35 protein-coding genes are annotated in these 23,606 nt (G+C 39.8%); 4 read left to right on the forward strand and 31 right to left on the reverse strand.

What is annotated here, in order from left to right:
• Positions 1 to 15 precede the first annotated feature (15 nt).
• The 23 genes from secY to RGT18_RS12300 all read right to left on the reverse strand — a co-directional run bounded on the left by secY (position 16) and on the right by RGT18_RS12300 (position 12,188).
• The gene (secY, locus tag RGT18_RS12190; RefSeq protein ID WP_028077833.1) at positions 16 to 1,299 is read right to left on the reverse strand and encodes a preprotein translocase subunit SecY; all 1,284 of its coding nucleotides are present in this window, start codon (positions 1,297 to 1,299) and stop codon (positions 16 to 18) included.
• Between the two features lies 1 nt (position 1,300).
• Positions 1,301 to 1,741, reverse strand: a complete 441-nt coding sequence (gene rplO / locus RGT18_RS12195; protein WP_006525022.1) for a 50S ribosomal protein L15 — start codon at positions 1,739 to 1,741, stop codon at positions 1,301 to 1,303.
• Positions 1,742 to 1,752: 11 nt separating this feature from the next.
• Positions 1,753 to 2,271 (reverse strand): 30S ribosomal protein S5, encoded by a 519-nt coding sequence (rpsE, locus tag RGT18_RS12200; RefSeq protein ID WP_006525021.1) that lies wholly within the window; start codon positions 2,269 to 2,271, stop codon positions 1,753 to 1,755.
• A gap of 16 nt (positions 2,272 to 2,287) precedes the next feature.
• Entirely contained in the window at positions 2,288 to 2,644 is a 357-nt protein-coding gene (rplR, locus tag RGT18_RS12205) for a 50S ribosomal protein L18 (RefSeq protein ID WP_006525020.1), read from the reverse strand.
• A gap of 20 nt (positions 2,645 to 2,664) precedes the next feature.
• A complete protein-coding gene (gene rplF, locus RGT18_RS12210; protein ID WP_006525019.1) occupies positions 2,665 to 3,213 on the reverse strand; it encodes a 50S ribosomal protein L6 in 549 nt (182 codons plus the stop codon).
• Between the two features lie 19 nt (positions 3,214 to 3,232).
• Positions 3,233 to 3,622, reverse strand: coding sequence for a 30S ribosomal protein S8 (gene rpsH, locus RGT18_RS12215; RefSeq protein WP_006525018.1), 390 nt, complete (start codon positions 3,620 to 3,622; stop codon positions 3,233 to 3,235).
• Positions 3,623 to 3,636: 14 nt separating this feature from the next.
• On the reverse strand, positions 3,637 to 3,822 hold the full coding sequence (locus RGT18_RS12220) for a type Z 30S ribosomal protein S14 (protein WP_006525017.1): 186 nt from the start codon (positions 3,820 to 3,822) through the stop codon (positions 3,637 to 3,639).
• 17 nt (positions 3,823 to 3,839) lie between these two features.
• Entirely contained in the window at positions 3,840 to 4,379 is a 540-nt protein-coding gene (gene rplE, locus RGT18_RS12225; RefSeq protein WP_006525016.1) for a 50S ribosomal protein L5, read from the reverse strand.
• A complete protein-coding gene (gene rplX, locus RGT18_RS12230; protein WP_006525015.1) occupies positions 4,379 to 4,702 on the reverse strand; it encodes a 50S ribosomal protein L24 in 324 nt (107 codons plus the stop codon). The genes rplE and rplX overlap by 1 nt, the downstream gene beginning before the upstream one ends.
• A gap of 13 nt (positions 4,703 to 4,715) precedes the next feature.
• Positions 4,716 to 5,084 (reverse strand): 50S ribosomal protein L14, encoded by a 369-nt coding sequence (gene rplN, locus RGT18_RS12235; RefSeq protein ID WP_006525014.1) that lies wholly within the window; start codon positions 5,082 to 5,084, stop codon positions 4,716 to 4,718.
• An 18-nt stretch (positions 5,085 to 5,102) separates the two neighbouring features.
• On the reverse strand, positions 5,103 to 5,366 hold the full coding sequence (gene rpsQ, locus RGT18_RS12240; RefSeq protein WP_028077832.1) for a 30S ribosomal protein S17: 264 nt from the start codon (positions 5,364 to 5,366) through the stop codon (positions 5,103 to 5,105).
• Between the two features lie 14 nt (positions 5,367 to 5,380).
• The gene (gene rpmC / locus RGT18_RS12245) at positions 5,381 to 5,581 is read right to left on the reverse strand and encodes a 50S ribosomal protein L29 (protein ID WP_006525012.1); all 201 of its coding nucleotides are present in this window, start codon (positions 5,579 to 5,581) and stop codon (positions 5,381 to 5,383) included.
• Positions 5,582 to 5,586: 5 nt separating this feature from the next.
• A complete protein-coding gene (rplP, locus tag RGT18_RS12250; protein ID WP_006525011.1) occupies positions 5,587 to 6,009 on the reverse strand; it encodes a 50S ribosomal protein L16 in 423 nt (140 codons plus the stop codon).
• Positions 6,010 to 6,011: 2 nt separating this feature from the next.
• A complete protein-coding gene (rpsC, locus tag RGT18_RS12255; protein ID WP_028077831.1) occupies positions 6,012 to 6,821 on the reverse strand; it encodes a 30S ribosomal protein S3 in 810 nt (269 codons plus the stop codon).
• Between the two features lie 17 nt (positions 6,822 to 6,838).
• On the reverse strand, positions 6,839 to 7,174 hold the full coding sequence (gene rplV, locus RGT18_RS12260) for a 50S ribosomal protein L22 (protein WP_006525009.1): 336 nt from the start codon (positions 7,172 to 7,174) through the stop codon (positions 6,839 to 6,841).
• A 14-nt stretch (positions 7,175 to 7,188) separates the two neighbouring features.
• Complete coding sequence (gene rpsS, locus RGT18_RS12265) at positions 7,189 to 7,458, reverse strand: 30S ribosomal protein S19 (RefSeq protein ID WP_006525008.1); 270 nt, start codon at positions 7,456 to 7,458, stop codon at positions 7,189 to 7,191.
• A gap of 20 nt (positions 7,459 to 7,478) precedes the next feature.
• Positions 7,479 to 8,312: a 50S ribosomal protein L2 gene (gene rplB / locus RGT18_RS12270; RefSeq protein WP_006525007.1), complete on the reverse strand. Its 834-nt coding sequence runs from the start codon at positions 8,310 to 8,312 to the stop codon at positions 7,479 to 7,481.
• 62 nt (positions 8,313 to 8,374) lie between these two features.
• Entirely contained in the window at positions 8,375 to 8,665 is a 291-nt protein-coding gene (rplW, locus tag RGT18_RS12275) for a 50S ribosomal protein L23 (RefSeq protein WP_006525006.1), read from the reverse strand.
• Complete coding sequence (gene rplD, locus RGT18_RS12280; protein WP_028077829.1) at positions 8,665 to 9,294, reverse strand: 50S ribosomal protein L4; 630 nt, start codon at positions 9,292 to 9,294, stop codon at positions 8,665 to 8,667. The genes rplW and rplD overlap by 1 nt, the downstream gene beginning before the upstream one ends.
• 12 nt (positions 9,295 to 9,306) lie before the next feature.
• The gene (rplC, locus tag RGT18_RS12285; protein WP_006525004.1) at positions 9,307 to 10,068 is read right to left on the reverse strand and encodes a 50S ribosomal protein L3; all 762 of its coding nucleotides are present in this window, start codon (positions 10,066 to 10,068) and stop codon (positions 9,307 to 9,309) included.
• Between the two features lie 22 nt (positions 10,069 to 10,090).
• On the reverse strand, positions 10,091 to 10,402 hold the full coding sequence (gene rpsJ / locus RGT18_RS12290; RefSeq protein WP_028077828.1) for a 30S ribosomal protein S10: 312 nt from the start codon (positions 10,400 to 10,402) through the stop codon (positions 10,091 to 10,093).
• A 366-nt stretch (positions 10,403 to 10,768) separates the two neighbouring features.
• Positions 10,769 to 11,446 carry an HAD family hydrolase gene (locus RGT18_RS12295; RefSeq protein WP_028077827.1) on the reverse strand — a complete coding sequence of 226 codons (678 nt, stop codon included), beginning with the start codon at positions 11,444 to 11,446 and terminating at the stop codon, positions 10,769 to 10,771.
• 1 nt (position 11,447) lies between these two features.
• On the reverse strand, positions 11,448 to 12,188 hold the full coding sequence (locus tag RGT18_RS12300) for a protein phosphatase 2C domain-containing protein (RefSeq protein ID WP_028077826.1): 741 nt from the start codon (positions 12,186 to 12,188) through the stop codon (positions 11,448 to 11,450).
• 124 nt (positions 12,189 to 12,312) lie between these two features.
• Here RGT18_RS12300 and RGT18_RS12305 point away from each other — a divergent pair, with 124 nt between their 5' ends.
• The gene (locus RGT18_RS12305) at positions 12,313 to 13,635 is read left to right on the forward strand and encodes a class II D-tagatose-bisphosphate aldolase, non-catalytic subunit (protein WP_006525000.1); all 1,323 of its coding nucleotides are present in this window, start codon (positions 12,313 to 12,315) and stop codon (positions 13,633 to 13,635) included.
• Between the two features lie 87 nt (positions 13,636 to 13,722).
• Here RGT18_RS12305 and RGT18_RS12310 read toward each other — a convergent pair whose 3' ends face one another.
• From RGT18_RS12310 to RGT18_RS12320, 3 genes are all read right to left on the reverse strand, one after another.
• Positions 13,723 to 14,109, reverse strand: a complete 387-nt coding sequence (locus RGT18_RS12310) for a hypothetical protein (RefSeq protein ID WP_028077825.1) — start codon at positions 14,107 to 14,109, stop codon at positions 13,723 to 13,725.
• Positions 14,110 to 14,220: 111 nt separating this feature from the next.
• Positions 14,221 to 14,940, reverse strand: coding sequence for a transglutaminase domain-containing protein (locus tag RGT18_RS12315; RefSeq protein WP_156022796.1), 720 nt, complete (start codon positions 14,938 to 14,940; stop codon positions 14,221 to 14,223).
• A 259-nt stretch (positions 14,941 to 15,199) separates the two neighbouring features.
• Positions 15,200 to 15,907 (reverse strand): hypothetical protein, encoded by a 708-nt coding sequence (locus RGT18_RS12320; protein ID WP_028077823.1) that lies wholly within the window; start codon positions 15,905 to 15,907, stop codon positions 15,200 to 15,202.
• 74 nt (positions 15,908 to 15,981) lie between these two features.
• On the opposite strand from RGT18_RS12320, the gene RGT18_RS12325 reads away from it, so the two are divergent.
• Positions 15,982 to 16,155 carry a hypothetical protein gene (locus RGT18_RS12325; protein ID WP_156022795.1) on the forward strand — a complete coding sequence of 58 codons (174 nt, stop codon included), beginning with the start codon at positions 15,982 to 15,984 and terminating at the stop codon, positions 16,153 to 16,155.
• 52 nt (positions 16,156 to 16,207) lie between these two features.
• Here the strand turns inward: RGT18_RS12325 and RGT18_RS12330 are convergent, their stop codons facing one another.
• From RGT18_RS12330 to agaV, 3 genes are read right to left on the reverse strand one after another with little or no spacing between them, the layout of a single operon-like run.
• Positions 16,208 to 17,161: a PTS system mannose/fructose/sorbose family transporter subunit IID gene (locus tag RGT18_RS12330; protein WP_028077822.1), complete on the reverse strand. Its 954-nt coding sequence runs from the start codon at positions 17,159 to 17,161 to the stop codon at positions 16,208 to 16,210.
• Positions 17,151 to 17,945, reverse strand: a complete 795-nt coding sequence (locus RGT18_RS12335) for a PTS mannose/fructose/sorbose/N-acetylgalactosamine transporter subunit IIC (RefSeq protein ID WP_037403666.1) — start codon at positions 17,943 to 17,945, stop codon at positions 17,151 to 17,153. Before RGT18_RS12335 ends, RGT18_RS12330 begins: the two co-directional genes overlap by 11 nt.
• A 53-nt stretch (positions 17,946 to 17,998) precedes the next feature.
• Positions 17,999 to 18,475 (reverse strand): PTS N-acetylgalactosamine transporter subunit IIB, encoded by a 477-nt coding sequence (agaV, locus tag RGT18_RS12340; RefSeq protein WP_028077820.1) that lies wholly within the window; start codon positions 18,473 to 18,475, stop codon positions 17,999 to 18,001.
• Between the two features lie 208 nt (positions 18,476 to 18,683).
• Here agaV and RGT18_RS12345 point away from each other — a divergent pair, with 208 nt between their 5' ends.
• Together RGT18_RS12345 and RGT18_RS12350 are read left to right on the forward strand one after the other, a co-directional pair.
• The gene (locus RGT18_RS12345; protein ID WP_028077819.1) at positions 18,684 to 19,850 is read left to right on the forward strand and encodes an AraC family transcriptional regulator; all 1,167 of its coding nucleotides are present in this window, start codon (positions 18,684 to 18,686) and stop codon (positions 19,848 to 19,850) included.
• A 129-nt stretch (positions 19,851 to 19,979) separates the two neighbouring features.
• Positions 19,980 to 21,605 (forward strand): malolactic enzyme, encoded by a 1,626-nt coding sequence (locus RGT18_RS12350; RefSeq protein WP_028077818.1) that lies wholly within the window; start codon positions 19,980 to 19,982, stop codon positions 21,603 to 21,605.
• A 367-nt stretch (positions 21,606 to 21,972) separates the two neighbouring features.
• Here RGT18_RS12350 and RGT18_RS12355 read toward each other — a convergent pair whose 3' ends face one another.
• Both RGT18_RS12355 and RGT18_RS12360 read right to left on the reverse strand, forming a co-directional pair.
• Positions 21,973 to 22,413, reverse strand: a complete 441-nt coding sequence (locus RGT18_RS12355; protein WP_006524991.1) for a PTS sugar transporter subunit IIA — start codon at positions 22,411 to 22,413, stop codon at positions 21,973 to 21,975.
• Between the two features lie 11 nt (positions 22,414 to 22,424).
• Entirely contained in the window at positions 22,425 to 23,600 is a 1,176-nt protein-coding gene (locus RGT18_RS12360; protein WP_028077817.1) for an SIS domain-containing protein, read from the reverse strand.
• Positions 23,601 to 23,606: the final 6 nt, after the last annotated feature.

Raw genomic sequence — 23,606 nt, forward strand, 5'->3', positions numbered from 1 at the left:
TACCTCTTCCCAAACTTATCTCAAGAACCCCTTGTACTGCTTCTGTGTTAATTGACCCTTCAATTGTTTAACAGTTTCCATTGCGACACCGACAACAATGATGATACCAGTTCCACCTACAGCAGTTGCTTGGGATAGTGGAGTAAACATGGTTAGTAAATAAGGAACTACAGCAATTAGTGTCAATCCAATTGCGCCAAGTACTGTAATTCGGTTTAATACCTTATGCAGATATGTCTTTGTCTCATTCCCTGGACGAATACCAGGGATATAAGCACCAGACTTACCAAGGTTTTCAGCAACCTTTTCTGGATCTACCTGCAAGTCAGTATAGAAGAATGTGAACAGGATTGTTAATAATGCATAGAGTCCAAGACCGGTTGGTGTACTCAATGAGAGCCACTGGCTTAGTTTATTATACAGGTCAGTATTAATAAAACTAATTACAATCTGTGGAGCCATCATAATACTCTGTGCAAAAATGACAGGGATTACAGATGCACTATTAATTTTGAGTGGCAAGAATGTAATATCACTACCACTACGTGCTGCGGAACTGTTTGTATACTGGATAGGAATCTTACGTACTGCTGTTTCCATAATAATTACGAATACAATAACCGCTAGATATAGGACACAATACAATGCGAACTGTAGAATACCATTAAACAATTCACCCTGCGTTGTTCCACCAGCAAGAATCTGATATACCTGCATGAATGCTGCTGGCATATTAGAAACAATACCCGCGAAGATGATAATGGATAAACCATTACCGATACCCTTCATCGAGATACGGTCACCAATCCAGATGAGGAACATGGATCCCGCAGTCATGACGGTTGCAGTATATAAGTATCCTGAAACATTTGCATTTGTCAGGACTCTATACTGTTTATCGAATCCATATACCAAGGAATATGCCTGAACAAATGCCAACACAACTCCCAAGTATCTAGTAATTCGTTCAATCTTCATTCGACCTGTTTGTCCAGACTTTGTCATTTCCGTTAATGACGGAATAACATCCATGGATAATAGTTGAATGATAATACTTGCAGTGATATATGGTGTAACACCCATCGCAAAGATGGATAGTCTTTCAAGTGCACCACCACCCAGCATATTCATTATGCTGAGTAGTGAGTTATTTGCAAGTGATTGAGCTAGCGTTTCCGTATTTACACCCGGAACAGTTAGAGCAGCTCCGACGCGATAGATCAGCAGCATTGCTAAAGTAAAGAATATTCTATTGCGAGTTTCCTTATTTTTAAACAAGCTGACGAACGTATGCATCATATTAGAGTACCTCTACTTTTCCGCCTGCTGCTTCAATAGCACTCTGTGCTGTCTTTGAGAACTTCTCAGCCTTAACAGTGAGTTTCTTCTCAAGTTTACCGCAACCAAGTACCTTAACACCATCGAGGTGCTTCTTAACAAGGCCTACAGCCTTAAGAGCTTCGTAGTCAACTGTTACGCCATCTTCAAACTTGTTTAAGTCCTCAACGTTAACAATTGCATACTCCTTACGAGTATAGTTTGTGAAACCTCTCTTAGGCATTCTCTTGAAGAACGGAGTCTGTCCACCTTCAAATCCGATCGCAACACCACCGCCGCTACGAGCGTTCTGACCTTTGTGACCCTTTCCGGAAGTCTTACCTGTACCGGAACCTTGGCCACGACCGATTCTCTTTCTGTTAGAACGGGAACCTTCTGTATATGTTAATTCATTTAGTTTCATCAGGACCCTCCTTATCGAATCTCAGCGACTTTCTTATCGCGAGTCTTAGCAATTTCATCTACTGTACGCATACCCTTTAATGCTTCTAATGTTGCATAAACCACATTGACAGGTGTGCGTGAACCAATAACCTTAGAAAGGACATCAGATACACCAGCAAGCTCTAATACGGAACGTACTTCACCACCGGCGATAACACCAGTACCAGGTGCAGCTGGAGCCAAGAATACAGTTGTTGAACTGTGCTTGCTCTTAATTGCATGTGGAACTGTACGATAGTTATCAACAAGATTAACTCTGAATACATTCTTTGTAGCTGCTTCTGTAGCCTTCTTGATAGCATCTGGAACTTCGGCTGCTTTACCCATACCAAATCCGATTCTACCCTTCTTATCACCAACAACAACTAGTGCTGCAAAGCGCATTCTACGTCCACCCTTTACGGTCTTGCTGACACGGTTAATGGAGACTACTACTTCTTCGAACTCTTTTGGTTCGCGTTTCTTGAAACTCTTCTTATCGTTCTGCATTTCGTACTCTCCTTCCTTAGAACTTCAAGCCAGCTTCTCTAGCTGCATCAGCTAAAGCCTGGACTCTTCCATGATATACATAACCGCCACGGTCGAAACGTACTGTTTCAATCTTAGCTTCTTTGCACTTATTAGCGATTGCTGTGCCAACCTTCTTAGCTGCTTCAATGTTACCGCCATTCTCTAGCTTCAATTCAAGAGAACTTACAGCACATAAAGTTGTACCTGTTGTATCATCGATTACCTGTGCATAGATATTTGCATTGGAACGGAATACATTTAGTCTTGGGCACTCAGGAGTACCGTTTACGACGTTACGTACACGCTTATGACGACGAATACGTTCTGCATTTTTATTTGCTAATTTAATCATTACTTAGTCTCTCCTTTCCCTTACTTCTTGGCAGCTGCAGTCTTACCTTCCTTACGGCGAACAACTTCGTCAACATAACGAATACCCTTTCCACCGTATGGTTCTGGCTTCTTAGTAGCTCTAACTACTGCTGCAAACTGACCTACAATCTGCTTGTCAATACCACTTACGTTGATAGATGAAGCATCTGGTACTTCAACCTTAACATCTGATGGTACTTCAAATTCTACTGGGTGTGAGAAACCAACGTTAAGAGTTAGTTTATTACCTGATAAAGCTGCACGGTAACCAATACCTACAATCTTCATCTTCTTAACAAAGCCTGTGTGAACACCTTCAACCATGGAAGCTAGCAAGGCACGAGTTGTACCATGTAACTGCTTTGTATGTTTCTCTTCATTTGGACGCTTAACTGTAGCGACACCTGCGTCCACACTGATCTCCATTAATGGAGAGAACTTCTTTGTCAGTGTTCCCTTAGGGCCTTTTACAGTCACCTCATTACCTGCACCGATAGTAATTTCTACGCCAGCAGGAACGGTAATCGCTTTATTTCCGATACGTGACATTTTTATTTCCTTTCTCTAATTACCACACGTAGGCGATAACTTCACCGCCAATGTGTAATTTGCGTGCTTGTTTATCTGTCATCATTCCATTTGATGTGGAAATGATAGCAATGCCTAATCCGTTTAATACCTTAGGAATTTCATCACCCTTAGCATAAACGCGAAGACCTGGCTTAGATATTCTCTTGATGCCACTGATTACGCGACCATCTTTGAGAGTAACAACGATCTTCTTTTCAATTCCTTCGCCTGTTACAGCGTAGTTATCAATATAGCCTTCACTCTTTAAGATCTTAGCAATTTCAACCTTAACCTTTGAAGCTGGAGCTACATCAACTGTTGTCATGCGTGCTTGAACTCCATTACGGATTCTTGTAAGCATGTCAGCAATAGGATCTGTCATATTCATCTCGTGCTACCTCCTTACCAGCTTGCCTTCTTAACTCCAGGAATCTGGCCCTTGTAAGCCAATTCACGGAAGCAGATACGGCATAATTTGTACTTTCTTAATACTGAATGTGGACGTCCACATCTCTCGCAACGTGTGTACTCGCGTGTGGAGAACTTAGCAGGACGTGACTGCTTAACTTTTAAACTTGTTTTTGCCATTCTCAGCTCTCCTCTTTCTACTTAGCAAATGGCATGCCCATTCCTTTGAGCAATGCATATGCTTCTTGATTAGATTGCGCAGTTGTTACGATAACGATATCCATACCACGAACCTTGTTAACCTTATCGAAGTTGATTTCAGGGAAGATTAACTGTTCCTTAACACCTAATGTGTAGTTACCACGACCGTCAAATGCTGTAGCACTTACACCACGGAAGTCACGTACACGTGGAAGAGAAATATTGAATAACTTATCTAAGAATTCATACATTCTTTCGCCACGTAATGTAACCTTACATCCGATAGGCATATCTTCACGAAGCTTGAAGTTTGCAATAGACTTCTTAGCCTTTGTGATTACTGGCTTTTGACCAGCGATTAATGTTAATTCTTCAACAGCTTCGTCGAGAAGTTTTGAATTAGCAATTGCATCACCAACACCCATGTTGATAACAACCTTAACGATCTTTGGTGCCTGCATTGTACTTGTATAGTTGAATTCCTTCATTAAGGAAGGCTTAACTGTTTCCGTGTACTTTTCTAATAAACGGTTCATTATTTCTTGCCTCCTTTAACTTCTGCTCCGGACTTCTTGTAAACGCGAACTTTCTTACCCTTGTCATCTACCTTGATAGATACGCGGCTAACTGCCTTTGCCTTCTTGTCATAGAGCATTACATTAGAAGCATCGATTGGTGCTTCCTTTTCAACAATGCCACCCTCTGGGTTCTGCTGTGTTGGCTTCAAAGTTTTCTTAACAACATTAACGCCTTCAACGATAACCTTGTTTGTCTTTGGATTAACTGCCTTAACTTCAGCAACAGTTCCCTTGTAGTGGCCGCTGATTACTTTGACTGTATCGCCTGTCTTGATTTTCATCGATTCGGCCTCCTTATAACACTTCCGGAGCAAGGGAAACAATCTTCATAAATCCCTTATCACGGAGTTCCTTAGCAACCGGACCGAAGATACGTGTTCCGACCGGTGTGTTGTCCTCTTTGATGATGACAGCCGCATTGTCGTCAAACTTAATGTAACTGCCGTTTTCGCGACGGATACCATAGACTGTACGAGCAATTACACACTTAACAACCTGGCCCTCCTTAACGGATCCGTTAGGTGAAGCCTTCTTAACTGCACATACAACGATATCACCGATATTAGCGTTCTTGCGCTTACTGCCGCCTAAACATCTGATAACCAATACTTCTTTGGCACCGGTGTTGTCAGCAACGTTCAATCTGCTTTCATTCTGAATCATATTTTCTCCTCCTGTGCCTTAAAGAATTACTGCTTTTTCAATAATCTTCACTAAGCGGAAATACTTATCCTTACTTAATGGTCTTGTTTCCATAACTTCTACAACGTCGCCAATATGAGCTTCATTGTTTTCGTCATGAGCCTTGAAAGTATTAGAATACTTAACACGTCTGCCATATAAAGGATGGCTCTTTGTAGTAGCGATTTCAACGACAATTGTCTTGTCCATCTTATCGGAAACAACTGTTCCGCGAAGGACTTTACGTCTATTTCTTTCTTCCATTTTTAGCCCCTCCTTTATTTAGCCTGCGCACTTGCGCGTTCTGTTAATACTGTCTTAATACGAGCGATAGTCTTCTTGATATCTCTCATTCGAGCAGGATTCTCGAGGTTTCCTGTAGCCTGTGCAAAGCGCAGAGTATACAGTTCTTCCTTCAAAGATGTGACTTCCTTCTCGAGTTCTTCATTACTTAGATCTCTGATTTCCTTCACATTCATGATGTTTATTTAGCCTCCTCTGCTGTCTTCTTTATAAAGCGTGTCTTTACACAGAGCTTGTTTGCTGCAAGACGTAATGCCTCACGAGCAACTTCTTCGCTTACACCAGCAATTTCAAATAGGATTCTTCCCTTTTGAACTACCGCTACCCAATGGTCTGGAGAACCTTTACCGGAACCCATACGTACTTCTAAAGGCTTCTTTGTCTTTGCGAGTTGTGGGAACACCTTGATCCAAACCTTACCACCACGGTTCATATAACGTGTCATAGCGATACGCGCAGCTTCCAACTGGTTACTGCTTACATAAGCGCCTTCATCAGCAACTAATCCGAATTCACCAAATGCCAACTTTGTGCCAGCCTTTGACTTTCCTTCATAACTTAAACGATGAGGTCTTCTGTATTTTGTTCTATTTGGCATTAACATATTTATTCTTGACCTCCTTTAGCTTCTTCTGCTACAGGAGCAGCTTCTACTTGAGCAGGACGTGCAGCGCGATTGCCTGCCGGCTTTCTGTCATTACGGCCACCACGTCTGTTATTTCTGCGGTCATTTCTTGCTGGACGGCTAGGAGCCTCTGGTTCCTTAACCATTTGCCCTGGAAGAACTTCACCACGGCAGATCCAAACCTTAACACCTAACTTACCATAAGTTGTAGTTGCTTCTTCAGCAGCGTAGTCAATATCACTTCTGAGTGTATGAAGAGGAACAACACCTCTTGCATAACCTTCCTGACGGGCGATTTCTGCACCGCCTAAACGGCCCTTAGCCAATGTCTTAATGCCCTTAGCACCAGAGCGCATTGTCTGTTGAATTGCCTTCTTCTGTGCAATACGGAAGGACTGACGTGCTTCCAACTGTTCACAGATACGACGTGCAACAAGACGAGCATCTAAGTCAGGATTTGCTACAGCAATTACGTCAACCTTAACGTTCTTGCCACCTGTTAACTTAGATAACTTCTTCTTCAGAACTTCCATCTTATCCTTGTCGCCATCTTTTCCAAGCATAGCACCTGGACGAGCACAACGAACGATAACCTTAACGTCCTTCTTGCTTGTACGTTCAATCTCTACGCGAGAGATATATGCATCCTTTAATTCCTTTTCCAAGAAATTACGAACCTTGACATCTTCGTTCAGAAGATCTCCGAAATCAGCTTTATTTGCGTACCATCTAGAATCCCAGTCACGGATTACGCCGACGCGCATGCCGATTGGGCTAACTTTCTGTCCCATGTTCTGACCTTCCTCCCTTACTTCTCATCCGAAACCACAACTGTGATGTGGCTTGTTCTCTTTAAAATCTGTGCCGCATTACCCTTAGCTCTAGGCATGAAACGCTTAAGGACTACGCCTTCATTTGCATAGCAAGCCTTGATATATAGGTTCTCTGCATTTAATTGATTGTTATTTGTTGCGTTGGCAGCTGCGCTCTTTACAACCTTAGCTACTGCTGTAGCTGCGTGGTTAGGAGTGAACTTTAAGATTGCCAATGCTTCTTCAACGCTTCTTCCACGTACCATGTCTAAGACAAGACGAACTTTACGAGGAGTGAAACGAACTGTCTTTGCTGTTGCTCTTACATCCATGTTATTTTTCCTCCTTACGCCTTCTTGTCGTCGCCATGACCGCCGAACTTACGTGTTGGTACGAATTCACCAAGCTTGTGTCCAACCATGTCTTCTGTTACATAAACCGGAACATGTTCCTTACCGTTATGAACAGCGAATGTGTGCTCAACGAAGCTAGGGAAAATCGTTGAACGGCGAGACCATGTCTTAATTACTTCATTTTTATGTGCTTCATTCTGTGCTTCAACCTTCTTTAATAAGCTAGCGTCACAGAATGGGCCTTTTTTCAAACTTCTTGACATTTTTTATGTTCTCCTTTCAACTATTTTCCATTACGTCTTCTGACGATGTACTGGTTACTCTTGTTCTTTGGCTTGCGAGTCTTAACACCCATAGCCTTCTTGCCCCATGGTGTCATAGGTGACTTACGTCCAACTGGTGCTCTGCCTTCACCACCACCGTGTGGGTGATCAACAGGGTTCATTGCAGAACCACGTACTGTAGGACGGATACCCATCCATCTGGAACGACCAGCTTTACCTAAACTAATTAAGTTATAATCACCGTTACCAACTGCGCCAACTGTTGCACGGCAGTTGCTATGAACACGGCGAACTTCACCAGATGATAAACGAAGAGTTACGAAGTTTCCTTCAGAACCAAGGATCTGAGCAGAACATCCAGCAGCACGTGCCATCTGTCCACCCTTACCAGCTGTAAGTTCGATATTGTGAACTACAGTTCCGTCCGGAATGTTCTTCAATTCCATCGCGTTACCAATCTTGATATCCACCGCTTCACCAGAGATGACTGTGTCACCAACATGTAAGTCCGCTGGACAGATGATATAACGCTTTTCACCATCTAAATAGTGCAATAATGCAATATTTGCATTTCTGTTTGGATCATATTCGATTCCAGCAACTTTAGCAGGAACATTATCCTTGTTTCTTCTAAAGTCGATAATTCTATACTTTTGCTTAACGCCTCCACCCTGATGACGAGTAGTAATGCGTCCTGTGTTGTTGCGTCCACCCTTTTTGTTTAGTGGCGCAAGCAGGCTCTTCTCTGGAGTTGACTTTGTGATACGGTCATTACTCAGAGTGGACATATTTCTACGTCCGGCACTGGTAGGCTTGTATTTTACGATTGCCATTTTCTTTTACTTTCCTTTCGCAATTTTCCGGAGATAGCGAATTCCTCCGATAGTTGATTCTCTTATTTCTCGCTATTGAAGATATCGATTGAAGCACCCTCTGGTAATGTAACAATTGCCTTCTTATAAGCAGATGTTGTACCTTCGTAGCGGCCCATTCTCTTCTTCTTAGGATGAACGTTAACGATGTTAACGCCTTCTACTTTAATGTTGTAGATTTCCTTGATTGCCTGAGCAACAGAAACTTTGTTTGCGTTCTTAGCAACTTCAAACGTTACCTTGTTGAAGCTGTCTTGAAGCTTCATTGTCTTTTCTGTTACGAGTGGTCTAACAATAATGTCACGTGCGCTCATTATGCAAATACCTCCCCAGCCTTTTCAGCAGCCTTTTCTGTGAAGACTACCTTATCAGCATTTACAATGTCATAAACGTTTAAGCTTGACACCGTTACAACTAATGCATTTGGAATATTTCTCATTGAAACATATGCATTGTCGAAGTCTTCATCAGCTTCAGCCACAAATAATGTCTTGCGGTCGAATCCGAAAGCATTCATTAAAGCTACAGCCTTCTTTGTCTTGATCTCATCGAATGATAAATTCTCAAGAACAGTTAATGAACTCTCCTGAAGTTTTTCACTCAACGCAGAACGTAAAGCTAACTGACGAACCTTGCGATTTAGCTTGAAATCATACTTACGAGGTTGTGGTCCAAATGCGATACCACCATGTCTCCACTGTGTAGCGCGTGTAGAACCCTGACGAGCACGACCAGTACCCTTTTGACGGAATGGCTTCTTGCCTGTTCCGGATACTTCAGCTCTAGTTAATGTAGCGTGTGTTCCCTGTCTTAAACCAGCCTGGTAGACGAGGATCGCATCATACATTGATTGCTGATTTGGTTCGATACCAAATACAGCATCAGATAGCTCGATGGACTTAACAGCCTTAGCTTCCTGATTGAATACATCAATTTTAGCCATTGATCAAATCCTCTACTTTCCTTCAGCTTCTGTAGCTACAGGTGCTGCAGCTAATTCAGCTTCGATTGTTTCAGAAACCTTTTCTAGTTCCTCTGCAACAGAAACGCCTTCATAAGAAATTAATTCAGGAACTGCAACTTCTTTAACTGGCTTAACTGTTGTCTTGATAACAACCAATCCCTTACGTGGTCCTGGAACATTGCCCTTTACAAGGATGTATCCTTCTTCAGCGTCAACCTTAACGATTGTTAAGTTCTGATTAGTTGTTGTGTAAACACCTTCTTGACCAGGCATTACTGTACCCTTGTTAACTACGCCGTTGTTACGACCATTAGTTGCAAGAGAGCCGATATGTCTGTGATGGCCTGAACCGTGTGTCATTGGTCCACGAGCAGCGTTGTTACGAACGATGGTTCCGCTGTAACCCTTACCCTTACTTGTTCCCTGTACGTCTACAACGTCACCAGCCTTGAACAAGTCAGCCTTAACTTCAGCACCTACTTCAAGGTTCATCATTTCATCAGCTCTGAGTTCCTTGATGTAATGCTTAGGAGCTGTATTAGCTTTCTTAGCATGTCCGATAGCAGGCTTGTTGGAACGTTGTTCCTTAACATCCTCATAACCTAGCTGAACTGCTTCGTAGCCATCAACTTCCTTTGTTTTCTTTTGTAGTACAACGTTCGGTTTTACATCGATCACTGTTACAGGAATCAGAGTTCCTTCGATCGTGAATACCTGGGTCATACCAAGCTTACGTCCTAAAATACCCTTCATTTGTATTTACCTCTGTTCCTTTCTACAACTTGATTTCGATATCAACTCCAGAAGGCAAATCCAATCTACTTAATGCATCGATTGTTTCTGCGGATGGGCCGATAATTTCGATCAATCTCTTGTGTGTACGGATTTCGAATTGCTCACGAGCATCCTTGTACTTGTGGACAGCGCGAAGTACTGTAATCACTTCACGCTCAGTAGGCAGCGGAACAGGTCCAACGATTTTCTTTGCGCCGTGGCTTGTAGCTGTCTTAACGATCTTTTCGCTAGCAGCGTCTAAGCTTCTGTTCTCGTAAGCCTTCAGACGAATTCTTACTGAGTTCTTTGCCATGAATTTTTCCTCCTTATATTCACTCCGCCATCTTGTGGCGGATCGCTCCGTGGAAGTTCCCTGGTTATCACACCATGCTGTGACAACGCACATCGGCGTGCCAGCAATCTTCCACATCTACACGAGTGCTTCAATATAGTAACACTACTAAAACCCTTTTGCAATCACTTTTTTTGATATTTTTATACATTTTATTTCGTGATGATTTTTGAAGGTTTTTGAACAAAAATATGTTTGTTTTTATATGAAAGCAGTTGCATTTCACTTTTATTTCATGGGTAAACCTAAGCTGTTTTTGTTTTATATATATTATATTGTTAGAAAAAGACCTATTATCAGGCCTTTTTAGCATATATTTTCAATTATTTACTGGTTCCACTCTGTATTTACAAGGAACATATCACGGATTTCATCATAGTTGCTTACCTGTTTCACTTCATACAGGGAGATACCACGATGCTCATAACAATACCAAATCGGCATCATCCCAGCACGTACCGCACCTACAATATCAGTCGCAAAGGTGTCTCCAATAAACGCAATTTCTTCACATTTTAAACCTAGATCGCTAGCTGCCCTCTCGTAAATGGATACATCTGGTTTATGAACGCCAAATGCACCACTGATAATTACGGTATCAAAATATTTACGCATATCTAGATAATCAATCTTCACAGATTGAGATTGTTCAGCACCGTTTGTGATGATACCTATCTTATATTTCTTTTTTAATTCCGTCAGAACTTCATAGGAATGTGGCATTTCAACTTGGAATTCATGGAATGTCGTATACCATTTTTCCTTCCACACCTCCACATCCAAATCAGGCACATAATGTTTCTTTAACAGTTCTAATACATGTACTTTGTTAATCGTTCCGTATTCATCCCACAACATACAACGCTGTACGATTCTTTCAAACTCTATATCATACACATCCATTTCCGGTAACATCTCATGTACCATCCAACGATACATAAAGTACGCTGACTCAACACGGTTACTAAGTGTACCATCAAAATCAAATAATATTCCCTTGATCATCTTATTCCCCTTTCAAGCGCAGCTGAAGAATTGTAATATCATCGGTTGTTAAAGAACGGTTCTTCTGTATGTATTTTTCAAAAACAAGACTATCAATATCATACCCATTCTTCATCACAGCTTTATCCCGCAATACCGTTGACATTCCATCACTATAAAGATAGATATTCTTGATATTCTCGATTGCAACACTACCCTGTTTCCCATGCATACATCCAACTGCGTCCAATGATCCTATCCAATATCCCTCTGGATGCTTTTCATTGTTCAATAACATCCTTGTCTCACGATGTAATGCCAACTTATCAGCGACTTCCTTTTGATTACGTTTGTTGATTCTATCAAAAGATTCATCACGATACACTGTATCATGCATGTATATCTCACAATCACCCAATCCATACCATTCAACAGTATTATCATTCACTCTAACAATAACCACCGCAAAAGTAGGTAGTTTATATTTCTCAATCAAATCATATCCAGGAATTGTTTTACGATATTCTTTTTCTACAGATTTGCATGCATGGTATAAAATATCCGCCAAAGAATCTTGATTATTCACAAACTTCTTGAGCGCGTTCGATATCTTTCTCACACTTTTCTGTACATCATTTCCACCAAGAAAATCATCACCAAAAAGAGGCGTTGCGCCATCGATGACCCATGCCATATTTCCTTGCCAACCAAAGACATCTTGGTTGACATGCTTTGTGCCTTCCTGTGTATATGCTTTTATCATAGCTTCTCCAATATCAAAAAAATGTTTTTTATACTGATATATCTATTATATCCTCTAAAAATGCAAATTCATTAACAATTAATTCATCCACCCTGTTGTATAATTTAATTAGGAGGATTTTGTCATGAGAGAACATCCATTAAAACACATTGTTCGTTTGCAGAAACAAGGTAAAGCTGTCGGTATTTACTCTGCTTGTACTGCAAATGAGTTGGTATTACGTGCATGTATGCAGCGTGCGAAAGAAACTAATTCCGTATTGCTTATTGAAGCGACAGCTAACCAGGTTGACCAATATGGTGGCTATACCGGTATGAAACCTAAAGATTTCATGCAATTTGTTGAAGAACTTGCAAAACTTGAAGACTTGCCTATGGACCGTATCATTTTGGGCGGCGATCACTTAGGCCCATTAACATTCGTGCAGTATGATGAAGAAAAGGCAATGCAAGAAGCTTCTGAATTAATCCGTCAGTTTGTGCTTGCTGGCTTTACGAAGATTCATATCGATACATCAATGAAAGTCGCAAGTGATGACCCAAACGTTCGTTTAAGTGATGAAGTCATTGCTAGACGTGGTGCAGAACTCGCTGTTGTAGCAGAGGAAGCTTACCAACAACTTCTGAAAGATAATCCTGACGCATTGCATCCTGTTTATATTGTTGGTTCTGAAGTGCCTATCCCAGGCGGCTCTCAAGAGGCAGTAGAAACTGGTCTACAAGTCACAAAGGTTTCTGACTTCAAACAGACAGTTGCAACATTTGAGAAAGCATTCCATGATCATCAATTAGACGAAGCTTGGAAACATGTAATTGGTGTTGTTGTACAACCTGGTGTTGAAGAAAAAGATGCTGGTTGCACACCATACGACCGTTCTAAAGCAGTCGACCTAATGGCTTCCATCAAAGAATATAATAATCTTGTATTTGAAGGGCATTCTACCGATTATCAAACAAAGATCAGTCTTCGTGAACTAGTCGAAGATGGGGTTGGTATCTTAAAGGTTGGTCCTGGTCTAACCTACATGATGCGTGAAGCCTTATTTGCATTAGCATATGCCGAAAAGGAGCTATTAAAAGATCAGCCTGAAAAACAGAGTCACTTCATCGAAGTACTAGATGACGCAATGCTCAAGAATCCAAAGTACTATATCAAGCATTATCACGGTACACCTGAAGAAATTGCATACAAGCGTAAATTCTCCTTCAGCGATCGTTCCCGTTACTATATGCCAGTCGATGAAGTTGTAGCAGCACAAAAAGTTTTATTTGAAAACTTTAAGGATGGCGTACCTCTTGGTCTATTGAGCCAATTTATGCCAATCGCATACACAAAGGTACGTGAAGGTACTTTACATAATGATCCAGTATCTCTTGTCAAAGATCGAGTTATCTATACTGTAGATGAGTATATGTACGGCTCTCACCAAGAGGAGATTACATTTTAATTAGACCTAGGATAATCCTTAAGTCTTCTCTATAGAAAAAACTGTGTAACTCTTGAGACTATTTATCAAGATATTACACAGTTATTTTTATGAAACGATTTGTACAGTGATGACACCAACATCATCTTTCGTGATGGCATTATACCAATATCTTCCTGGGAAATACTCGCTAAAGATATTCGTAATATATCGATAGTTCTGTGACAATAATTGCTCAACAGCTACTTGGAAGGATGCTTGATCACCAATCTGGAATGAAATCTTTTGGTATGGATCTTCATACAGCTTCTGCAACACATAGTCTCTAATCGTATAGTAGTCATCTGTTTGGAAATACGCCCCATTTTGAACATAGTATGAGAGAGAGTTATCTGTACACTGTGGGAATTTGAACGCTTCAAACGAAGAATCACCAATTACAACTGTTCCATTTAAAGAATAATGTGTACGGAATAACACTTCGTCCGTTACCATGAAGTAATAGTAAACAAGTGACTAGCTACCATCATCATTGATCGGATCTCCCCAAGTCACATCAATCCAGTAGTACTTACCATTTAACTCTACAAAGTTCCAAGCATGCGCTTAATTTGTTTGACCACGAACGGTCGCACACTTGATGCCTGCCTTCTTACAGAGATACTGGAAGGCTCTTGAATAACCAGCACAGATACTCTTTCGGAAGAGGAACACGCTTGTATAATTCTGGTCACATTTATTGTCTTCATAAACTGTCCAGTTGATAATCCAATCGTAGAAATACTTGATCTTCTCGTAATCACTTGCGCTTGCGACAGCCCCAACTACATTATCTACAATTTGGTCAACTTGTGCTTGTGTTTCAGCGTAGTCTTCGGGAACTTGGAATTTGACCTTCTTAACTTTTCCATAATCATCCGTCAAGTAACGATAGTCCCACATCCAGTAAGCTTCAGGGAAGTCATAGTTGAATGCTAGAATTGCCGTCGCAAAGTCTTCCTTCTTAACAAGTTTCTTGAATGAATACTCGGAAACCGGCTTCTGAAGTACATCATAAAGTTCCCCATAAATTGCCTTCTGTGTACTTGATAGCTGATCGTAATAATACAAATAGAGTGATTTCGTATTTAGTTTATTTTTATCTTCTTTATCTTTTACAGTGAAGCCATTTTTGTTTTGTGCCTGATTCTCTGTTGTAGTATTTGTATTTTCATAATCATTTTTATAAGAATTAATTGTTTGATTTTGGTTATCGTCTGTTACAAAGTCTAATACAGTACAGCCAGATAGGCATAACACTAACAGTATTGATATAATCTTTTTCAAAAATCCACCCACTTTCATGGCCGAAGCCACAACTGACCAACGTTCAGTTATGCATATATAATATCATATATTTAAGTTTGTTTTTAAGAAATCTTTAAATTTCTTATAATTTGAATACAATCATCAGTTGCTAAATATTCTGCTTAATACATACTTACCCTTCGAAAACTTGTTGTGCTGTGGACTCATAATAAAAGAGAAGAGATTCAGACATTTCTGTAATTCTTCTCTATTGAACCCCGCATGTTCATGCCATGCATTAAATTTTATATTTTAAGACATCCATAAAATTACGTGTTTGAATCATTTTTTGAATCTCTGGGTAATATGTCGTATCCTTCAACTTTTTTGCTGCGTGGTTTAGTGCACGCTCTGCACGATCTTTATCATCCTTTAAACAATAAGATTGTGCAGCTCTTAGATAACATACACCAGCAGGTACAGCATCTGCAATCGTATCTCCACGTTCCATTAAATCCGAAGCATACTTACCATCATGCATGACATGGATTGTATAGGGATATTCAACCTCTCTTAGGATTTCAGAATACTTCTCTTTCTGCTTATCTGTTAACTTATCATATGTCTTATGAATTGCTTCATAGGACTGTACTGCCTTCTCATTTTCCTCTTGTGCGATATGGAATAATAGTTCCTTCTGTAATACTAGTACACGATCAGAAGAACTGAGTTTATATGCTGTTGCTCTTTCAAACAATTTATTGAGTTGTTCCTTATCACCCTTGATGAGATTTGCATCAATTGCCATTAGTGTACGTAGCTTCTTATTAAAGAACAAGCGACTGGATAAAGAATTTAATTCTTTAAGATAACGATCCGCATCACCTTGACGATATAGCAGTAAAGACATATACATCACTTGTCTTTGTGCAAAAAACACCCAAACAACATATAGGACAATACCAATGATCAATAAAACACCAAACACCAATAAACGTTCCCCCATAAACAACCTCCGTATTTTAAGAATATCATGAAAAACACTGTTATAATAGACGCATAAGGAGCTAATGCATACCTATGTCTATTTCCGCAACAGTAATTGCCTTATTCATATTTATCGCAGTCATCGTTGGATATGTCATCCATAACAAGAAACGTAATCCGAATGAGAAACTTCCCCTCAGCGATGACGTACAAAAAATGTATTACGATAAATATGAACAAGAATTAAAGAACCAAGATAAACAATAATCTATATTTAGAACAAAAGGGACAACCGATAAGGTGTCCCTTTCGTTATTGATTACTTATGCCAAACGATGAATGAACCTAGAAGTTCTGGAACCTTATAGTCTCCAGCCCAAATTCCAAATATGCATCCAACGATACCGATAACTAATAAGAGCATAATGCACTTAGTTGGTGACCAACTCTTTTTCTTAATTAAGAAATAGCACATTAATGTCAACCCTAAAGGAATAAGTGCAGGTAAGATACCATCTAACATTGCTTGAATATCAATATTAACATCTTTTAATTGTTCAACTTCTTTTTCGACTATATTGCCATTCTCGATAACAAGCTGTTTGACTTTTTCGGCTGTTTGTCCATTAGGAATCACCATACCAAGTTTTGTAGCACCATAATTGCATGTCAATGCACCAACTACGAATACGCCAAGCATAGACGCAGCGTGTGTAAATTCACGAGCATTAGCAGTTAATACCTCGATAGCCTTTGTACCCATGTCATATGACCAGTACATTAACCAGTAACGAAGAGCCATCTGTACACCGAATGTAATTAAGAAATAAATGATTGGTCCTATCAAATTACCAGCAATCGCCATATTCGCTGTAATACCAGCTGTAATAGGAACTAATGTAAACCAGAACAATGCGTCACCAATACCACCTAAAGGGCCCATAGCTGCTACACGAACAGCACGGATTGAGTTGATATCAGCCTTCTGTTGTTCCATAGATAATACGATACCCATAACGAATGTTACTAAGAATGGGTGAGTATTAAAGAACTCAAGGTTGTGAGTCATAGATGTGGATAAGTCATCCTTGTTTATGTGGATAGCTTCCAAACCTGGTAAAATACTCCATAACCAACCGGCAGCCTGCATTCTTTCATAATTGAAGGAAGCCTGTAAGTTTAGAGAACGCCAAACCATCTTATTTAAAACTGCTTTTGTAAGTGGTTTAGCAGGAGCAGTGTCCTTATATGCTAAATTGAAATTAGATTCCATCTCCAGCACCTCCATTATTAGATGTTAATTGCTTGATCTTAACATTTGTATTGTAGTCGTACATTGCAATTGCAAAGCCGATAAATGCTACAAGAATTAATGTTGCGCCTTTTGTAGCCTCAATATTTCCAAGAATAGCAGCAGCTGTGAAGCCTGCGAAGTAGATACCCCACATGTCGTTTGCAAGCATGATCTTTAGTAATACTGCGAAACCTACATAACGCATCATTCCACCAGCAGCACCCAAGCCACCCATGAACCATGAAGCATTTTCAGAGAAACTCTTTAATGCTTCGCTAGCAGCATTTCCACCGAAGAAAGCAACAAGTGCTAGAACCGCGAAGAGACCACCTAAGATACACATAGAAAGAATGTTTACACCAGTGATTCCAGCTGGGTCTGCATTTTCAGCAGCCTTATCAGCCTTAGCCATAATGTATGACATAAATGTGAATGTAAATGTAACTACATACTGTCCAAATACAGAGAATACAACTGCTAGGCCTAAAGCCTGATCAACAGGTAATCCCGACTTAACAGCGAAGATCATTGCTACAATAGAACCTAATACAGCGTTTGGTGGCTGTGCTCCACCGACTGGCATGTTACCAACCATCATCAGTTCATATGTACCACCGATGACAAGGCCAGTATTTACATCACCTAAGATCAAACCAATAATTGGACAAGCGATAATAGGACGATATAAAAGCTCCGTCAGTGAGAATTGGTCAATTGCAAAGATGAATGTTGCTACAGCAAGTAATAATGCTTGTAAAATCATTTGATTCAATCCTCCTTAAAATAGTTTTTGTAGTGAAACGGCTGTAATGATTTTTACCCAAAGAGCTTGCTGATGTCTTCAGCGTGTTCCTGCGGCACTCTGCGGATTTCTAACTCAACACCGAGTTCCTGTAACTTTTTGAATGCTGCTACATCTCCATCATCAACAGCAACGCTAGTAGCGACCTGACGTTTTCCTTCAGCCATGTGCATGTTACCAATGTTTACCTTCTTAATTGGAACACCGCCTTCAACTAAACGTAATACGTCAGTAGGTGTCTCACAGACGATAAAGATGTGCTGTGATGGAGAAGCCTTGTGGATAGTTGTAATCGTTTTTTCAATTGTCCAGTAACGTGTCTGTGCATATGAAGGTGCAGCCATATCCATCAATCCTTGACGGAATGTGTTTGTAGCTACGTCATCATTTGCTACCAAGATTAAGTTAGCGCCAATTGAACCGGACCATTGTGTTGCCACCTGTCCATGAATTAGACGATTGTCAATTCTAGTTAGTACAATATCTGGCATTTCCTTACTCCTTTCTCTTTGAGTATATGCGCTATCATCAAATCAGAAAGCGCTCTCATGGATATATATTAACATTAAGTCTCACATAATATTTACATTTTTGCTCAAAACTAGTGTACTTTTCGGTAACAAAAAATATTCTTTTGTTGATTTTTCATTTCTTTCAACTGCAAAGTATGCTATTTTACAGGTAAGGAGATGGTGAAATATGATTAGTAAGACTACTAGTTCCAATTTCGTTAAATTTGGTACAATTGTCCCAAATATTCCAGACGAAGATTTCATTGTTGAAGAGTTTACAATTTCAACAAAGGAAATTCATGCGCTTCATTCCTATAATCAATCTGTATATTTAGAAGCATCTGAAGGAATGGCCATGGTTGGTATTGTCCGCGTTCCTAAGGTTGATTCAATTGAAAGTTTTGCACTACATCGCCGTGTACGTATTGAACCTGATGTTTATTTCAATCTCACCTCAATGAGTGAACACATTGTTTATCGCTTGTATATTCCAAAACACGCAACAAAAACAACCTACACATTACCAAAACCATTTGTGTATGAAAGTATTTCACCTAAGATTCGTATCTCTGAAATCATTGCCTATTATTACGTTGTAAAACGTCCTGCATACTCCTTTTTAGGAGAGACACATAATTATTATGAATTAACTTTCGTTGATCAAGGCTCTTTGGATACGACTGTTGATGGTAAGTCTTATACGATTGGTATGAATGAATGTATGTTATATATGCCTGGTCAATTCCATGACCAAAAGGTATCCTCGGATAATCCTTGTTCATACTTAACAGTTATCTTTGCGGCAGATGGTGTACATACTGATTTAGTTTCGAATCGTGTTATCAGTTGTACACGTGAGATGCAGGATGATATCAATCGTTTTGTATCAACTTCTGAACAGGCTAATCCATTCAAGTACGATGGAATGATTTCCTGTTTAGAACAAATCTTAATTTCATTCCATATGTATGCAAACGCAAAGAAGATGCCTAAACCTATCACACCAGTTAATCAACACTTTGAAGATCGTCTTGTGGAGGAAATTCTTGAGTATATCCATAAACATATCCTAGAACCACTACCAATCGAACAAATCTGTGACCGCTTCGCTATCTCACGTAGTACTCTACAGAACTTATTCAAAAACAATCTTCAAGTTCCACCAAAACAATATATCAATACTGCAAAGTTGAATCAGAGTCGATTACTCATTCGTAAAGGAGATTACACGATTACAGAGATTGCGTCCATGTTGAGTTTCAATTCCATTCACTACTTCTCTCGTAAATTCACACAGAGTTATGGCATCACTCCTAGTGAGTATGCCCGTAAGATTTACGACCAAATTGATTAATCCATTTCTGTCATATCTAGTGAATCTAGATATGACTTTTCTTATGGATTATCTCTGATATTTCGCCAATCCTTTTTCTTCAATCATCACAATGGGTATATACTAATACCGCATAGGAGATTTAACTTTATGAATGCACATGATATTTTGAATAATCCTTTCCTAAATAAAGGCACAGCCTTTACAATGGAAGAACGTAGTAAACTTGGACTGGTTGGTCTTTTACCACCATATGTTCAAACAATTGAAGAACAGGCAAACCAGACTTATGCACAGATGCAGACAAAGGCAAATAATCTAGAGAAACGTTTGTTTTTGATGCAGATTTTTAATACAAACCGTACACTTTTCTACTATATGTTCTCTCAACATCTAGCAGAATTTAATCCTATCGTTTACGACCCAACGATTGCGGATACAATTGAAAACTATAGCGATCTCTTTATCGATCCACAATACGCAGCATATTTGGATATTAACCATCCAGAAAATATTGAAGCCACATTAAAGAATGCGGCTGGCGAGCGTGAGATACGTTTGATTGTTGTTACAGATGCGGAAGGTATCTTAGGTATTGGTGACTGGGGTACAAATGGTGTGGATATCTCCGTTGGCAAGTTGATGGTTTATACAGCTGCTGCTGGTATTGATCCATCTATGGTATTACCACTTGTCATTGATGCTGGTACAAACCGTAAAGAATTACTTGAAAATCCTAACTACCTAGGCAACCGTCATGAACGTGTTCGCGGTGATCGTTATTACGACTTTGTAGATCAATTCGTGCAGACTGCTGAACGTCTATTCCCTAAACTATATTTACACTGGGAAGATTTCGGTCGTTCCAATGCCGCAAATATTCTTGAAAAATATCGTAATCAGATTCCAACATTCAACGATGATATTCAAGGAACAGGTATTGTAACGCTTGGTGCTATCTTCGCTTCCCTCGCTATCACTGGTGGAAAGTTATCTGAGCAGACATATCTTTGCTTTGGTGGTGGTACTGCTGGGGCAGGTATCGCTTCCCGTGTACTACGTGAGATGGTATCCGAAGGTATCTCTGAAGAAGAAGCGTATAAGCATTTCTTTATGGTTGATAAACAAGGTCTTCTTTTTGATGACATGGATGATTTAACACCTCAACAAAGACCATTTGCTAAGAAGCGTTCTGACTATCCTAACGCAAAAAAGTTAACTAACTTATTAGAGGTTGTTAAGACTATTAAACCAACCATCTTAGTTGGTACTTCAACACAACCAAATACATTCACAAAGGAAATTGTGGAAGAAATGTGCAAGATTACAGAACGTCCAATGATTTTTCCATTATCAAATCCAACTGTACTAGCTGAAGCAAGTGCCAAAGACCTCATCACTTGGTCTGATGGTAAAGCATTTGTCGCAACAGGTATTCCTGCAGATACAGTCTCTTATAAGGGAGTTGACTACGTAATCGGCCAAGCAAATAATGCATTAATTTATCCAGGACTTGGACTTGGAATGCTTGCATCGGAAGCTAGTCTTTTAACAGATGAAATGATTGGTGCTGCTGCACATTCCTTAAGTGGTATCATTGACCAATCTCAACCAGGTGCACCTGTATTACCACCATTCAAGTATGTCACAGATGTTTCTATCAAGGTTGCGGAAGCTGTTGCTAAAACCGCACAACAACAAGGTCTTGCACGTGTGAAGGAAACAGATATGGCAAAGGCTGTTCGCGATTTAAAGTGGTATCCAGAGTATCGTTAAACAATCGATTTAATAACCATGTACTTCTTGGTAGTGGTCTGTTAGTGATAACAGACCTTTTAATTTTAGAATCTTCTCACTGATGATTCTTCCTAGTCCACCTTTGGCACTGATAAGACCTCCCAGAGTAAGGCATATATCTTTCCTGTCATCTACCCGCCTCAATTGAAATTCGTGACCATCGGGTCAACAGTTTGTCTAGTTCTTCCTTCCGATTCCACCTCACGATGGACACCCTTGAATTCGGCTCAACCTTAGGGACTACATCCCTTGGTTAGAGGTACCTTTCAACCCCCAAGATGTATGCCATGTCTAGCACACCACCAAAAAAATCGATATAGTTCATTCACTATACCGATTCTTATTTTTAGATACCGTCTTCAGTTTCAACTTCTTCGTGTTGAACAAGTTCAAAACGCATAACTTGTGTCTTACCTGTCTCAATTGTTTGAGCAGCTAAGGCGTCAATGTCATTTGCGAAGCTTCTTGTTAGGTTAGCTTCCACAATCATTCCTAAGTTTGAACCAGATAATACAACAATCTTGTATTGTTCCTGTAGCTTCATTGAGAGTTCAACAGAAACCTTAAATGGTGAACCACCAACTAAGTCTGTAAATACGAGGATTCCATCTGTGCAATCCTTTAAGGAAGCGAAGGCTGCTTCTAATTTCTTTTCGAGATCATCTGTAGAATCTTCTTGAACGAAGTCTACCGCATGATAATGTTCTGGTTTACCACCAATGAGTTCTACTGAACTTGTTAGACCACTGGCAAAATGGCCATGTCCTGTAACAACAATACCAATCATATTATTCCTCCTTATTTAGAATATGGATATAAGATTACACCCTTTACAACGCGGTTAACCTCACCTGTTGGACATGGGTTATCCGGTGTGAAGTGATTGCAAATTGACGCAAATAATGCCATCAATTGCGCAACTATGATAAAGTCTAAACCTACAAAGACATTATCCTTCGCTGGTGTATCAAAACAATAATAATAGTTTGCAAGAGATTTGGCTAGTTCGCATGGTGTGTTACATACGACCATAATGCGATTTTCTTTGCGCTGGCCTGACATTTCTTTCAATAGGTCAAGTTCATATTGTCTTTGGTATTCACCATCAGAAAGATATAGAACTGTTAATGTTGTGTTATCAATGATGGACTTTGGACCATGACGGAAACCTAATGGTGTATCATACATGGTCACAATCTTACCAGCATTTAATTCCAGCATCTTTAGTGCAGATTCTTGGGCAATACCCTTCAATGTATTTGTACCTAAGTATACGATTCTACCGTAATCAAACGCATCATCAAATTCCTTGATAGTAGACCAATCTTCTTCAACAAGTTTCTTTGCGGCTCCAATCACTTCGTTTACAGCAGCGACTGTTTCATCATAGTGATCTAAGCTAAAGCAGAGTAGTGTTGCTAGATACATATTTGTAAAGCTGGATGTCATCGCAAAACTCTTATCCAATGTTTCAGGAGTTAAGTTGATTGCGAGGCAACGGTCGCCCTCTGCATTAGCACGCTTGCTTAAAGCACCATCCTTATTACATGTAATGAATAAGTGATATAGATTGTCATTTACTGCTTCTACAGACTGAATTGCACCTACAGATTCGGGAGAGTCACCTGAGCGACCATAGCTGATTAATAAAGTAGGCTTATGTGCAGATACATAATTCTCAGGTGTAGCTGTTAAGTCTGTTGTGGCGTAGCTCTTAACCTTGTAGTTTAATTTACGATTTAAATAGGAATATAATGCATTCCCAACAAACTCACTTGTGCCTGCACCCGTCAAAATTACATCGTAATCTTCTTGATGAATAACTTTAGCGATAAATGCCTTAATCTCTTCTGCACGAGAACGTACCTGTTCGATTGTCTTCTCCCAAGTTAAGGGCTGTTGATGGATTTCTGTGGCTGTAAATGTTGCCTTTAATGATTCTAATTCTTCATTTGTATAATTAAATATGGACATTGTTTC

The sequence above is a fragment of the Solobacterium moorei genome (assembly GCF_036323475.1).
In the GTDB taxonomy this organism is placed as follows: Bacteria; Bacillota_I; Bacilli_A; order Erysipelotrichales; family Erysipelotrichaceae; genus Bulleidia; species Bulleidia moorei.